The organism is Rodentibacter haemolyticus (assembly GCF_015356115.1).
Taxonomy (GTDB): Bacteria; Pseudomonadota; Gammaproteobacteria; order Enterobacterales; family Pasteurellaceae; genus Rodentibacter; species Rodentibacter haemolyticus.
In genome coordinates this window covers 2,157,753-2,171,389 of the sequence record NZ_CP063056.1, presented here as the reverse complement: position 1 = coordinate 2,171,389, position 13,637 = coordinate 2,157,753, and the positions used below count along the sequence as shown (strand labels likewise).

Annotated in this window: 14 protein-coding genes; 11 read left to right on the top strand and 3 right to left on the bottom strand. The window is 39.6% G+C overall.

All coding sequences use genetic code 11. From position 1 onward, the window contains the following. Positions 1 to 74: 74 nt before the first annotated feature. The 5 genes from IHV77_RS10415 to IHV77_RS10395 all read left to right on the top strand — a co-directional run bounded on the left by IHV77_RS10415 (position 75) and on the right by IHV77_RS10395 (position 6,685). Positions 75 to 2,846 carry a M16 family metallopeptidase gene (locus IHV77_RS10415; protein WP_194811885.1) on the top strand — a complete coding sequence of 924 codons (2,772 nt, stop codon included), beginning with the start codon at positions 75 to 77 and terminating at the stop codon, positions 2,844 to 2,846. Positions 2,847 to 3,182: 336 nt separating this feature from the next. Continuing rightward, the gene (locus tag IHV77_RS10410; protein WP_194811884.1) at positions 3,183 to 4,064 is read left to right on the top strand and encodes a metal ABC transporter substrate-binding protein; all 882 of its coding nucleotides are present in this window, start codon (positions 3,183 to 3,185) and stop codon (positions 4,062 to 4,064) included. Next, positions 4,064 to 4,987: an ATP-binding cassette domain-containing protein gene (locus tag IHV77_RS10405; RefSeq protein WP_194811883.1), complete on the top strand. Its 924-nt coding sequence runs from the start codon at positions 4,064 to 4,066 to the stop codon at positions 4,985 to 4,987. Before IHV77_RS10410 ends, IHV77_RS10405 begins: the two co-directional genes overlap by 1 nt. Next, positions 4,984 to 5,841, top strand: coding sequence for a metal ABC transporter permease (locus IHV77_RS10400; protein ID WP_194811882.1), 858 nt, complete (start codon positions 4,984 to 4,986; stop codon positions 5,839 to 5,841). The genes IHV77_RS10405 and IHV77_RS10400 overlap by 4 nt, the downstream gene beginning before the upstream one ends. Continuing rightward, the gene (locus IHV77_RS10395) at positions 5,834 to 6,685 is read left to right on the top strand and encodes a metal ABC transporter permease (RefSeq protein WP_194811881.1); all 852 of its coding nucleotides are present in this window, start codon (positions 5,834 to 5,836) and stop codon (positions 6,683 to 6,685) included. Before IHV77_RS10400 ends, IHV77_RS10395 begins: the two co-directional genes overlap by 8 nt. Before the next feature lie 15 nt (positions 6,686 to 6,700). On the opposite strand, the gene IHV77_RS10390 is transcribed toward IHV77_RS10395, so the two are convergent. From IHV77_RS10390 to pmbA, 3 genes are all read right to left on the bottom strand, one after another. Further along, positions 6,701 to 7,339, bottom strand: coding sequence for a thiamine diphosphokinase (locus tag IHV77_RS10390; protein ID WP_194811880.1), 639 nt, complete (start codon positions 7,337 to 7,339; stop codon positions 6,701 to 6,703). A 138-nt stretch (positions 7,340 to 7,477) separates the two neighbouring features. Further along, positions 7,478 to 8,017, bottom strand: a complete 540-nt coding sequence (gene hpt / locus IHV77_RS10385; RefSeq protein ID WP_194811879.1) for a hypoxanthine phosphoribosyltransferase — start codon at positions 8,015 to 8,017, stop codon at positions 7,478 to 7,480. Positions 8,018 to 8,220: 203 nt separating this feature from the next. After that, the gene (gene pmbA / locus IHV77_RS10380) at positions 8,221 to 9,576 is read right to left on the bottom strand and encodes a metalloprotease PmbA (RefSeq protein WP_194811878.1); all 1,356 of its coding nucleotides are present in this window, start codon (positions 9,574 to 9,576) and stop codon (positions 8,221 to 8,223) included. Between the two features lie 151 nt (positions 9,577 to 9,727). On the opposite strand from pmbA, the gene yjgA reads away from it, so the two are divergent. The 6 genes from yjgA (at position 9,728) to rapZ (ending at position 13,534) form a co-directional block, all read left to right on the top strand. Then, the gene (gene yjgA / locus IHV77_RS10375) at positions 9,728 to 10,261 is read left to right on the top strand and encodes a ribosome biogenesis factor YjgA (RefSeq protein ID WP_194811877.1); all 534 of its coding nucleotides are present in this window, start codon (positions 9,728 to 9,730) and stop codon (positions 10,259 to 10,261) included. Positions 10,262 to 10,327: 66 nt separating this feature from the next. Next, a complete protein-coding gene (gene lptC, locus IHV77_RS10370) occupies positions 10,328 to 10,936 on the top strand; it encodes an LPS export ABC transporter periplasmic protein LptC (protein WP_194811876.1) in 609 nt (202 codons plus the stop codon). Next, positions 10,917 to 11,432 (top strand): lipopolysaccharide transport periplasmic protein LptA, encoded by a 516-nt coding sequence (gene lptA / locus IHV77_RS10365; RefSeq protein ID WP_194811875.1) that lies wholly within the window; start codon positions 10,917 to 10,919, stop codon positions 11,430 to 11,432. The genes lptC and lptA overlap by 20 nt, the downstream gene beginning before the upstream one ends. Positions 11,433 to 11,435: 3 nt before the next feature. Continuing rightward, complete coding sequence (lptB, locus tag IHV77_RS10360) at positions 11,436 to 12,161, top strand: LPS export ABC transporter ATP-binding protein (protein WP_194811874.1); 726 nt, start codon at positions 11,436 to 11,438, stop codon at positions 12,159 to 12,161. A gap of 2 nt (positions 12,162 to 12,163) precedes the next feature. Beyond that, positions 12,164 to 12,664 (top strand): PTS IIA-like nitrogen regulatory protein PtsN, encoded by a 501-nt coding sequence (gene ptsN, locus IHV77_RS10355; RefSeq protein ID WP_194811873.1) that lies wholly within the window; start codon positions 12,164 to 12,166, stop codon positions 12,662 to 12,664. 12 nt (positions 12,665 to 12,676) lie between these two features. Further along, the gene (gene rapZ / locus IHV77_RS10350) at positions 12,677 to 13,534 is read left to right on the top strand and encodes an RNase adapter RapZ (protein ID WP_194811872.1); all 858 of its coding nucleotides are present in this window, start codon (positions 12,677 to 12,679) and stop codon (positions 13,532 to 13,534) included. The last annotated feature ends 103 nt before the right edge of the window (positions 13,535 to 13,637 follow it).

Here is a 13,637-nt window from a genome sequence, read left to right as displayed (position 1 = left end):
GTTGCCCATCCTACGTCACTTTTTGCAATTCATAAGGGCGTGCAAAACGTCCTTTGTTTCCTTTATCAAAAATTATGAAAAAACTGACCGCACTTTTATTTTTACTTCTGACTTTAGTTAGCTGTACACAAACAATATCAAAATCCCAAAATACCTTGCCTTTCCCCCCTGATATTTTACAGGGTAAATTAGACAACGGGTTACGTTATTACATATTAGAAAATAAGGAGCCAAAAGATCGCGTGTATCTCCGTCTTGTGGTTAACGCCGGTTCAATGAATGAAGACGAAGATCAAAAAGGCGTGGCGCATATCGTTGAGCATATGGCATTTAACGGTTCACAAAAATATCCGGGCAACCAAATCATCAATGCATTGGAGAAACTGGGTATGACATTTGCTCGTGATATTAACGCCTTCACCGATTTTGAAAATACCGTTTATACCCTTAATCTCTCCGATAACGATGAAGAAAAACTCTCTCTTGCCTTAGAAGTCATCAACGAATGGATGAATCATTTAACTATTTTACCGCAAGATTTAGATGCCGAACGAGGCGTTGTATTGGAAGAATGGCGTGCACGTCTCAGCCCTATGCTGCGACTTGGTGATAAGAAAAGCGCAATTGAAATGGCAAACTCCCGTTATATTCGGCGCGACCCGATCGGTGAGGTGAATATCATTAAAAACGTATCACCACAACGCGTAAAGGATTTTTATCGCAAATGGTATCGTCCGGACAATATGTCCTTAGTGATCGTTGGTGATATTCAGAAAAATAGAATTCAATCACTGATTCAACAAAAATTAGCGCATAGCAAAGCACCGACGACACCGTTAGAAAAAATTGATTTTCATATTCCGTTAGTCAATCAGTTTCGTTTTGCAACCGTTGCGGAAAAAGAAACCGATTATCGCAGTATTGAGTTCAGCCTGTTTGAACCATTTCAAGAAACGAATACAAAAGCCGGTTACAAACAAGATTTAATCCGTGCAGTTATGAGCGGTCTATTAAATACCCGATTGCAAGAATGGGAAAAGCGACACCCGACATTGATTGATTCGGCCGCTTTTTATGACTCTCTGCTAGGACGAGAAACACAACAACATTTATTTACCTTGCAGCTCAACAATACAGAGTACCGACAAGGAATAAATTTATTGTTTCAATTTATGGCGGAAATTAAACAACATGGTTTTAGCCAAGCGGAATTTAAACAGGAAGTTGAACGATTACAAGCGTTAAATCAACGTAAATTGGATTTAAAAGAAGGGAGTTTACATCTCGCCACAAAATTACTCACGGTAACCGTGATGAAAAATCCGGTGTTTTTAAGTAAATCGCAAGAATATCAACTTAAATCCCGTTTACTGAAAAAAATTACCCGGCAAGAAGTGGAACAAGAGTTTGCCCGAATGATGGTATTACCGTCAAAATTAATGTTGGTCACTTTGCCAAATCCACAACATAAATTAGCATTAAATCAATCAGAAGTGGAAAATCTTTGGCAAACCGCTTTTACCCAACGCCAACAAAGCTGGCAAAATCAGCCGACCAAACAAACATTGCCTCCGCTTAATTTAACAGCAGGTAAAATTGTTCAAGAAGTACGGAAAGATCAGGGGGATATTTATGAATTTCAACTCGGTAATGGCAGCAAATTAATTTACTTGTATAGTGATAAAACACCCAAGCAGGTGTATTTCAAAGCCATCACCGCAGGTGGCGCACGTTCCGTACCAGAACAGGATTTTCATCTGTTGCGTTCGGCGGCGAAAGTGGTGGATGAAACCGGCATCGGTGAAATCTCCCGACAAGATTTCCTTTATTTATTCCGTAAAACACCGCTGGGTTTATCGACGGTTTTAGATGATTATTACCAAGGCTTTATCGGCACCGGGAAAACCTCTGACTTTGAAAATGTATTAAAACTGTTCCGCTTAAAATTACAGTCTGCGCCTGTTGATCCGGATGTTTTAGCAAAGTACAAAAAAGACAGTCTGGAATATTTACATAAACAGGATAAAGAAACCGAGTTTGCACGCAGGGTCGCCAAACTGCGCCACCCTAATGCGGAAACCGTTTACAGTCAAACAGAACAAAATCTGACCGCACTTTCAGCCCCTAAATTAAGCCAAATTTACCGTCATTATTTGACTGAAAAAACCGACTTCACTTATTTTATCGTGGGTGATATTGAGGTATCCGAAGTAAGAAAACTCGCTAAAAATTATTTAGCGAACCTGGAAGTAAAAAAACAATCTCGCCCAACCTACACCGTTAAAGTCGCCATACCTGAAAAGCGATTGGTTGTTAGCGGTTTTTCAGAGCCTCGGGCAGAAATAGAAATATATTTTGTCGCCGATAACCCATGGCAGGCGGAGAGTGCTTATCTATTCGATATCTTAGCGAATATTTTGCAAGAAAAACTACGTCTATTACTGCGGGAGCAAGAATCCAGTATTTATTCCGTTAACGTTTCAATTTTCCAAGAGCCACAACTTCCTCAAGCTGAAGGCAGAATCACATTCAGTGCGGCACCTCACCGCGTTAATCATTTACTTCAGCTCACACAACAAGTGACGGATGAACTAGCCCGACAAGGCGTTGAACCTGAATTATTAGCCAAAAAACTGGCTGAGAAACAAATTCAAATCAAACAGAACTTTGACAGTTTAGTCTTTGTATTAAACCAAGTCGAGCAAAGTTACTTACTGACTCAAAGCCCCGATTTAATCTATTTGTACCAACAATTGGAACGGGATATTACCTTGGAGAAGGTCAATGCTATGGCAAAAAAACTCCTCAACCGCCAAACAAGGTTCGAAGCCATATTAACCAAATAAAATTGACCGAAATCAGATAAGTGCGGTTAAAAACACCGATATTTTTTCGGTGTTATGTATCAGTAGCAAAGAGAATTTTATCTCCGATATTTCTTGGGATAGGCTGTCGTTAGGCGAAGCAATAACGCCTCAATAACAAGATTTAATAATGAAACGGTGCGTTACGGCTTCGCCTGACACAGCTTACAGTGATTTATGTAACTGCTACATAATAATATTTCTAACCGCACTTTTATGGACAATGTCAAAAATCACATTTTGATAATCATTTGCATTTACAGGTGTGTTTTTTTATTTTATAATCTTGTCGCATTAATTAAAAAAGGAGAACATTAAATGCGTTTAATTTTTTCAGTTTGCCTAGTTTTAGGTTCACTATTTAGTTTACCAAGTTATGCTAAATTTAAAGTCATTACCACTTTTACGATTATTCAGGATATTGCACAAAATGTTGCCGGAGAAGCAGCAATAGTGGAATCCATCACAAAGCCCGGGGCGGAGATTCACGATTACGAACCAACGCCGAAAGATATTGTAAAAGCACAATCGGCAGATTTAATTTTGTGGAATGGACTGAATCTTGAACGTTGGTTTGAGCGTTTCTTCCAAAATCTCGATAAAAATACCCCTTCCGTTGTCGTTACCGAAAATATCCAACCAATGTCTATTTTTGAAGGCCCTTACCAAGGATTACCTAATCCGCATGCTTGGATGTCCCCGTCTAATGCGCTGATTTATGTTGAAAACATCAAACAGGCATTAATCAAATATGATCCGCAAAATGCCGATATCTATAATCAAAACGCGGCTGCTTATATCAAAAAAATCAAAGCATTGGATCAGCCTTTACGGGAAAAATTATCTAAAATTCCTGAAAATCAACGCTGGTTGGCAACAAGTGAAGGTGCATTCAGTTATTTGGCGAAAGATTATGGCTTTAAAGAAGTCTATTTATGGCCGATCAATGCAGAACAACAAGGAACACCGCAACAGGTTCGTAATATGATTAATTTAGTTCGTGAACACAAAATTCCCGTAGTATTCAGTGAAAGCACGATCTCTCCAAAACCGGCGCAACAAGTAGCGAAAGAAAGCGGTGCAAAATATGGTGGTGTGCTTTACGTTGATTCCCTCTCTACGGCAAAAGGACCGGTTCCGACATACATTGATTTACTCAACACCACTGTTTCAACTATTGCAAAAGGATTTGAAAAATAATGAACATAGCCCCACAAACTTCTATACAGGTTGACAATATTAGCGTTCGTTATAACAACGGACATACTGCAATTTATGATGTTTCCTTTGATTTACAAGGTGGCACGACTTGTGCCTTAGTCGGCGTAAACGGTAGCGGTAAATCTACCTTATTTAAAAGTTTGATGGGGCTGGTTTCCCCTCAATATGGTCATATTCAGCTTTGTGGATTGCCAATTAAGCAAGCACTAAAACAGAACTTGGTTGCTTATGTGCCGCAAACCGAAGATGTGGATTGGCAATTTCCCGTTTCCGTTTATGACGTAGTGATGATGGGGCGCTACGGCTATATGAATTTTTTAAGAAGACCAAAACCCGAGGATAAACAGAAAGTTCAACAAGCAATGCAAAGGGTTTCAATAGAACATCTTGCAGAACGACAAATCGGTGAACTGTCGGGCGGTCAAAAAAAACGTGTGTTTCTTGCTAGAGCATTAGCACAACAAAGTAAAATCATTTTGTTGGATGAGCCTTTTACCGGCGTAGATGTTCAAACTGAAAATGCAATTATGGATTTGTTATCCGAATTACGCAATGAAGGACATTTGATCCTCGTTTCAACTCATAATTTGGGTTCAATTCCCGATTATTGTGATCAAGTTGTCATGATTAATCGTACCGTACTCGCAGTTGGTGAAACAAAAACGACTTTTACCCAACAAAATTTAGAGCTGGCCTTTGGTGGCGTATTACGCCATATCAAACTACTTAGCAGTGATTTACATGATGATGAAGATACTCGCTCTGTTACCGTCATAACCGATGATGAATTACCGGCAGTGTTCTATGGTCAAACCAAGAATGATCCTCCTGCACCAACAATCAAACCTTGTTGTAATGAAAATAATAGCAAAAATACTGAACAACAGGATAAAAACTTATGATGGAATTATTACTTGAGCCTTTCAGTTATGACTATATGTTGAAAGCATTATTGCTCAGTGCCGCTGTCGGCGGAATTTGTGCATTTCTCTCTTCTTATCTTATGCTAAAAGGTTGGTCGCTCATAGGCGATGCACTTTCTCATTCCGTTGTTCCCGGCGTTGCGATTGCTTATTCGTTTTCCTTACCTTACGCCTTAGGTGCATTTTTCTCCGGAATTTTAGCAGCCCTTTCTATACTTTGGATAAAATCCATCTCAAAATTACGAGAAGATGCGATTATCGGCTTTATTTTTACCACATTTTTTGCCTTAGGATTGCTGATTATTTCCTTAAATCCCACTTCAATTAATGTACAAGAAATCATCTTAGGCAATATTTTAGGTATTGCCGATGAAGATATTATTCAGATGGGCATCATCACTTTCATTTGTTTAGTATTCATGCTGTGTTTTTGGAAAGATTTATTATTAGTCTTTTTTGATGAAACCCATGCTGCTTCTGTAGGATTACAACCATTTTATTATAAAGTGCTGTTTTTTACCTTATTGAGTGCCTGCGTGGTTGCTGCGTTACAAACCGTAGGAGCAATTCTTGTTATCGCAATGGTCATCACACCGGGGGCAACCGCCTATTTATTAACGGATCGTTTTAAAACCTTGGTACTCATTGCGGTTTCACTCGGTATAACGACCAGTGTATTAGGGGTTTATCTCAGCTACTATTTGGATGGTGCAACAGGCGGAATTATTGTCTGTTTTCAAACCGCACTTTTCCTAATGGCTTTCTTCTTTTCACCAAAATACGGTGTTATTACACAAAAATTATCCCGTAAAAAGGAGCAAACGAATGAATAATTTACTAAATTGGTTTGCGGAACCCTTCCAATATCCTTTTATGCAAAACGCATTGGCAACTGCACTTATCGTCGCCATTATTTGTGCGATTTTATCTTGCTATTTAGTTCTAAAAGGCTGGGCATTAATGGGTGATGCGATCTCTCATGCCGTTCTTCCCGGTATTGTTGTCGCCTTTCTATTAGGAATCCCTTTAACGATCGGCGCATTTGTCGCCGGGTTAATTTGCTCACTTGGTGTCGGTTATTTAAAAGAAAATAGCCGAATAAAAGAAGATACCGCCATGGGCATTGTTTTCTCAGGAATGTTTGCGTTAGGTATTGTAATGTTCACCAAGATAGAAACGGATCAGCATCTTTCCCATATTTTATTTGGTAATTTATTAGGCGTTAGCCTCAGTGAAGTTATACAAACCTTGCTTATTTCCGCGGTTATTTTCGCTATCGTGATACTAAAAAGAAAAGATTTCTTACTTTACTGCTTTGATCCAAGCCATACGCGAGTTGTCGGACTTTCACCTAAAGTGTTACATTACGGATTATTGATTTTGCTGGCGATGACGATTATCAGTGCAATGCAAGTGGTAGGGGTTATTCTTGTCGTCGCAATGCTCATCTCACCGGGTATCACCGCGTATACGCTAAGTAAACGCTTTGATCGAATGTTACTCATTGCCATCGCAGTGTCCGTTACAACAAGTATTCTAGGGACAATAATTAGCTATCATATTGATGCCTCAACCGGTCCTTGTATTATCCTATTACAAGCGGGTATTTTTATCTTAGCGTTAACATACAAGCAAATTAGATATAGCAGCAGATCGCAAATAAGCAAAACGGCATAAAAAATGACCGCACTTTTATCGATCTTTGCTATAAATAACTAAAACATATCCGCTCTCTAATTCGATTTCAATTGTGTCCTTGATAAATTCGTTACTTCCGTAACAGGGTTTTATAAAATAATTGTTTTCATTGAGCGGATATTTCGCATAACGAATCGTTAACGCACCATCTTGCATTGGCATAAAACCAATATAGTGCATCTGAGAAATTGGCGAAAGAAGATGTTTTCCAGCCGGGCGAAATAAAATATGGTTTTGTGAATCAATAAGCTCAATTTGCGACATAAAGGGAGCGATTTCAGGATTCGCCACTAAGAAAAGATTACTCATCTGATGATCAAGCCGCCCTCCCAAAGCACCAAAAATTTGTACCTTTGCCTGGGGATAGCAATGGAAAATCGCACTGATCGCAAGCTCTAAGTCGGTGTCATTTTTCTCTTCAGGAGCCTGAACGAGTTTCTCAGCCTGTTGCAAAACACCTTCAAATTCTACCGCACTTACGGAGTCAAAATCCCCCACCGCCATATTCAGCGGCAGGCTTTGTTGCAATAAAAACAGCGCCCCTCGATCTACACCGACAAAATAATCAAATTGGGCAGAAAGTGCGGTACAAAATGGGGAAGGATTTTCCCCTGCAATAACAGCGATATTCATTTTGATTTTTCCAAAGAAATACGCATTGTTCGAAGAAATAAATTATAGAGTTATTAAACACTATCAGTCTTTCACATAGCTTTGAGATAGATATAAATTGGTAACACTTTAATGCAAATTATGTATTGCTATTTAGGTTTACTCTTCTAAAACCACTTTCCCGATATAACCTAAATTACGATGGCGTTGAGCGTAATCAATACCGTAGCCCACAACAAACTCATCAGGAATTTTAAATCCCACCCATTCCACGGGTACGCTAACTTCACGACGCGACGGCTTATCAAGTAAAGCGCAAATAGCCAAACTTGCCGGTTCGCGCAATTTTAAAATCTCACGTACTTTTTCAAGGGTATAACCGGTGTCAATAATATCCTCAACGATAAGTACGTGTTCGCCACGAATGTCGCCATCTAAATCTTTTGTTATTTTCACATCGTGATTTGTCGTCATACCGCTACCGTAACTTGCGGTAGTCATAAATTCAACTTCTACCGGAAGATTTAACTTACGCACTAAATCCGCCATAAACATAAACGAACCGCGCAACAAACCGACGACAATAAGTTTATCCACTTGCTTGGCTTTATAAAAATCCGTAATTTCGTTCCCTAATGCTTCAATCCGGGACACCACATCGGTTTCAGAGATGAGTACATCAACATGATGTTTTTTCATTTTGTTTCCTTTTCGACAATGAGGATAATAACGTGCGCTATTCTACAAAAAAAAGGCTGAAGTTGAAACCTTCAGCCTTTTAGCCCTAACGAATTTACTTTCTACTCTACCTGTTGGAGCAACCTGCAATCGCTGCTAAACAGATGTGCGTATCCTATCAGAATTAAACTCATTGTCAATAAGAATTATTATCAATTACAAACTTAATTACCCGAAACTTTCATTTTATCCAATAGAATTGAGCCGGTTTGAATATTGGAACGATGTTCAACATCATCGGCAACGGCAACCATATTTTTCAACATATGAGGAAGCTGTCCCGCAATCGTGATTTCCGCCACCGGGTACTGAATTTCACCGTTTTCCACCCAAAAACCGGATGCGCCGCGGGAATAATCGCCGGTAACAAGATTCACGCCTTGTCCCATGACATCCGTCACCAATAAACCGGTACCCATCTCACGTAAAAGTGCGGTCAATCCGCCGGTTAAATTAGGCTTAACCAGCCAGTTATGAATCCCTCCCGCATGACCGGTACTTTGCATCCCCATTTTTTTGCCGCTGTAATGAGTCAATAAATAGGTTTGTAATACGCCGTCTTGCACAATTTCCAAGTTTTGCGTACGCACGCCTTCGCTGTCAAAAGGCGTTGAAGCTAAACGGCGTAATAAATGTGGACGTTCGCTAATATTGAACCATTCCGGCAAAACCTGTTTGCCTAAGTAATCAAGTAAAAAACTTGATTTTCGGTATAAACTACCACCGCTAATCGCTGCGGCAAAATGTGAAATAATACCCGTTGCCACGTCATTTAAGAAAATTACCGGCACTTCGCGTGTCGTTAATTTTTGCGGATTCAAGCGGCCAATCACTTTTTCCGCACAATGCTCTCCCACCCATTTGGCAGAAGACAATTTATCAAATTCACGCGAAACCGTATATTCGTAGTCATTTTCTAACGCCTCTTCTACCCCGCCGATGACAGAACAAGATAAAGAATAACGGCTTGATAAATAGCTCTGTAACATTCCGTGACTATTGCCATACACCCGCACACCGGTATGAGCGTTGAAACTTGCGCCATTGCTATTGACGATATGCGGGTCAAAATCTAACGCCGCCTTTTCCGCCTCCAATGCTAATTTTGTGGCATTTTCAACATCTATATCGGCAGCGTGATAAAGTTCAAGATCCGGCGCTTCAAACGCCATTAATTCTTTTTCGGCTAACCCCGCACAATCATCGGGAGAGGTATATTTTGCTATTGCCAAGGCGGCTTCAACCGCATTTTTAATTGCCTTTTCACTTAAATCCGAAGTGGAGGCATTACCTTTTTGTTGCCCTAAATAAACAGAAATACCTAACGCACCGTCATTGGTAAATTCGACATTTTCCATTTCTTGCAAACGTATTGAAACGGATAAACCACTCGATTTCGTAACCCCGACTTCCGCCGTCGCACCGGCTTTTTTTGCCGTATCAATTGCAAAACTTACAGCCTGACGCAACTCTTGTTCTTGTGTTTTTAAAAGTGCGGTCTGATTTTCAGTTGTTTTCATTTCTTTATTCCTATTCAAAATTTGCTGCATTTTATCCCATTTTAAAAATGATTGATAACTCATTTTATTCCCGTAAAAGAGCAAAAATGAATGTCAACAGATGCTAAACTTTGTGCTAAAATGCACGCCGTATTTTATTAAAGGACACAAAATGGCAAGACGTAAAAGAGAAGCCTTCGATTGGGAAGATGAAGATCAAGAAGAAATCATTTGGGTAAGCAAAAGTGAAATCAAACGTGATGCGGAAGCACTCAAACAGCTTGGTGAGAAACTTGTGAACTTAACCAAAGCAAATCTGACTAAAATTCCGCTTGACGATGCTCTGCTTGAAGCCATTGAATTAGCACAACGCTTGCAAAAAGAAGCACGTCGCCGTCAGTTACAATATATCGGAAAACTTTTACGTGGTATTGATGCAGAACCGATTCAAGAAGCCTTGGATAAAATTGAGAACAAACACAATCAACAACAAGCCATGCTGCATAAAATCGAAAATGTACGTGACGAACTGGTTGAAAATGGCGATTTAGCCTTAACATCATTATTAAATGAATACCCAAACGCTGATCGCCAACAATTACGCAATTTAATTCGAGCCGCACAAAAGGAAAAAACGCAAAATAAACCGTCAAAAGCTTATCGTGAAATTTATCAAATGTTGAAAGGACTTATGTTAGAAGAATAAACACCGCGCTTTTCGACCGCACTTTATTTTGTGCACAATGAATTTAACAGGAAAATAAAATTATTTATGAATATTCGTTTGAATATTATTTTAGGTGTGATTGCACTAGGGTTATTAGGTTGGTTTTATACCTTAAATCAAGATAACCCAAACTTGGAAAGCCTAATCAAAAAACCGGATTCACCTGAATATATCGGTACGAAAATGGCAACGACCGTATTTTCTCCCGAGGGAAAAAAACAGTACTTCGCCGTTTCCGAAAAAGTAGAACACTATAATCAAGAAGGGCGTACCGATTTTATCTCTCCGTTAGTGTATCTTTTCGATGTATCGTTAAACTCGGATAAAGAAAAGGCTGATTCGGATAACATCAAACTCAATAAACAAAATTGGAAATTAAGTGCGCAAAAAGCAAAATTGATGAAAGATGAAATGCTTTATTTAGAAGGCAACGTGATTGCGGAAAGTTTAGATCCGCTTTCAAAATTACAACGTGTAGAAACCGAATCGGCGGCAATTAACTTAAAAACACAGGATATTACCTCTGACACTCAAGTAAAAATCAACGGAATTAATTTTCATTCTACCGGATTAAAATTAGTCGGTAATTTACGCCAGCAAACGGCAACCTTAAAAGAACAGGTAAAAACGTACTATGAAATCAGTAAACCGTAAGTTTATACTCATCACTACCCTAATGATGACTTCCCTTTCTGCATTTGCATTGAAAGATGATACCAATCAACCGATTAATATTGTTTCCGACAACCAATCTTTGGATATGGAAAACAGTGTCGTTACTTTCACGGATAATGTGGTAATTACACAGGGTTCAATTCTGATTAAAGCGAATAAAGTCGTAATCACCCGCCCACCTGAAAATTCGGGCAAAAAAGAGACCGTAGAGGCATTCGGTTCACCGGTAACTTTCCATCAATTATTAGATGACGGTAAACCAGTGGATGGCAAAGCCGGTAGAGTGCATTATGATTTAGGTGCGGAGTTTTTAACTCTTACCGGCAATGCGCAATTAAAACAGCTTGACAGCAAAATCGACGGCGAACGCATTACTTACGATGTGAAAAAGCAACAATTAAAAGCCAATGGCGGTAAATCACGAGTACAAACCGTATTGATCCCAACACAATTGCAACAAAAGGGAAAAAAATAACCGATGTCTGTATTACACGCTGAATTTCTCGCCAAAAGTTATAAAAACCGCAAGGTTGTCTCTGATGTCAGCCTTACCGTCAACTCAAATGAAATTGTCGGTTTACTAGGGCCAAATGGTGCCGGTAAAACAACCACCTTTTATATGGTGGTGGGCTTAGTTCGTCAAGATCAAGGTAAAATTATTATTGACGGCGAAGACATTAGCCTATTGCCGATGCACAGCAGGGCGCAACGAGGAATTGGTTACCTTCCGCAAGAAGCCTCTATTTTTCGCCGTTTGAGCGTATATGAAAACTTAATGGCGGTATTAGAAATTCGTAAAGATTTAACACAGGAACAACGCCGTGAAAGAGCAAACGAATTAATCGAAGAGTTTAATATCGGACATATCCGCGACAACCTGGGGCAATCGCTTTCCGGTGGTGAACGCCGCCGTGTCGAAATTGCACGGGCGCTTGCCGCTAATCCGAAATTTATTTTATTAGATGAACCTTTTGCCGGAGTTGACCCGATTTCCGTTACCGACATAAAAAAAATCATTACCGATTTACGCAATCGTGGGCTGGGCGTACTCATTACAGACCACAACGTACGTGAAACCTTAGATGTATGTGAACGCGCTTATATCGTCGGCGAAGGTAAAATTATTGCGACCGGCACACCGGAACAAGTAATGAACGATGAACACGTGAAACGTGTATATCTAGGCGAACAATTTAGATTATAGTTATGAAATTTTCAGAACTTCTACGCCCTGAGGATATTCGCCAAGGCGTCAGCTTCTCAAGTAAAAAACGTTTATTTGAATCCATTTCCACCCTTATTACGGAGCGACTACAATGTGATAAAGCGGAACAAGCCTGCTTTGAATGTTTGTTTAATCGAGAAAAATTAGGCAATTCAGGTTTGGGAAACGGCGTGGCTATGCCAAAAGCGAAACTTCCGGAAGGCACAATTACAAAAGCATTCGCTGTTTTTATGCAACTGGATATGCCGATTGAATACGATGCACCGGACGGCAAAGCCGTAGATTTGATTTTTGCCGTTTTTGTGCCTGATAATCAATGTCAAATTTATATCCCTGTGCTTTCCAAACTAACAGAAAAATTAACCGATAAAAATTTTGCCAAACAGTTACGTTCCGCTCAAAGTGCGGATGAAATTTGGCAAGTTTTTGAAATTGCCGATCAAACTGAAGAAACGGATTCTTCAGCCGAAAATGACATATAGTACTGGCTTTTTATGGAAATCATCATTATCAGCGGCCGCTCCGGCGCAGGAAAATCTGTCGCATTACGTGCATTAGAAGATATGGGTTATTACTGTGTTGATAACCTTCCGCTCGATCTTTTGCCTCAACTGACTAAAATTTTAGCTCAAACACAAACGACAGTAGCAATCAGCCTTGATATTCGCAATTTGCCGGAATCTTCTCATTCGTTAGAGCATATTCTTACGAATATCCAACAGCATTATTCCACCAAAATTATTTTTTTAGAAGCAGATCGCAGCACCCTTATTCGCCGTTATAGTGATTCACGCCGTTTACATCCCCTTTCCGCTAAAGATTTCTCTCTTGAAGCGGCGATTGATGCTGAATATCACCGGCTTGAACCGCTTATTCAGCATGCCAATCTCATCATTGATACGACAACGCTTTCAACTCACGCACTTGCCGAACGTTTACGTGAATTTTTACACGGCAATAGCGAAAGAGAATTAAAAATTATCGTTGAATCCTTTGGCTTTAGATATGGTATTCCTCTTGATGCCGACTATGTATTTGACGTACGTTTCTTGCCGAATCCACACTGGAATCCCGAACTCCGCCCAATGACAGGATTAGATGAACCCGTTGCGCATTTTTTAAATCAACATAATGAAGTAAATGATTTCATTTACCGTACGCGCAACTACATCGAAACCTGGCTTCCAATGCTGGAGCAAAATAATCGAAGTTATTTAACTATTGCTATTGGCTGTACCGGAGGAAAACATCGCTCCGTTTATATTGCTCAACAGCTTGGTGAATATTTTCAAGCGAAAGGGAAAAATGTGAAAATCCAGCATAAATCCCTAGAAAAAAATAAGCACAAATAAGCCAGAAAGTGCGGTCAAAAAGCATTATTTTTCATTATTATGTATCAGCCGCCGTACAAAGAGAATTTTATATTCAATATTTTGAGGTAGAGGTAGAGTGCGT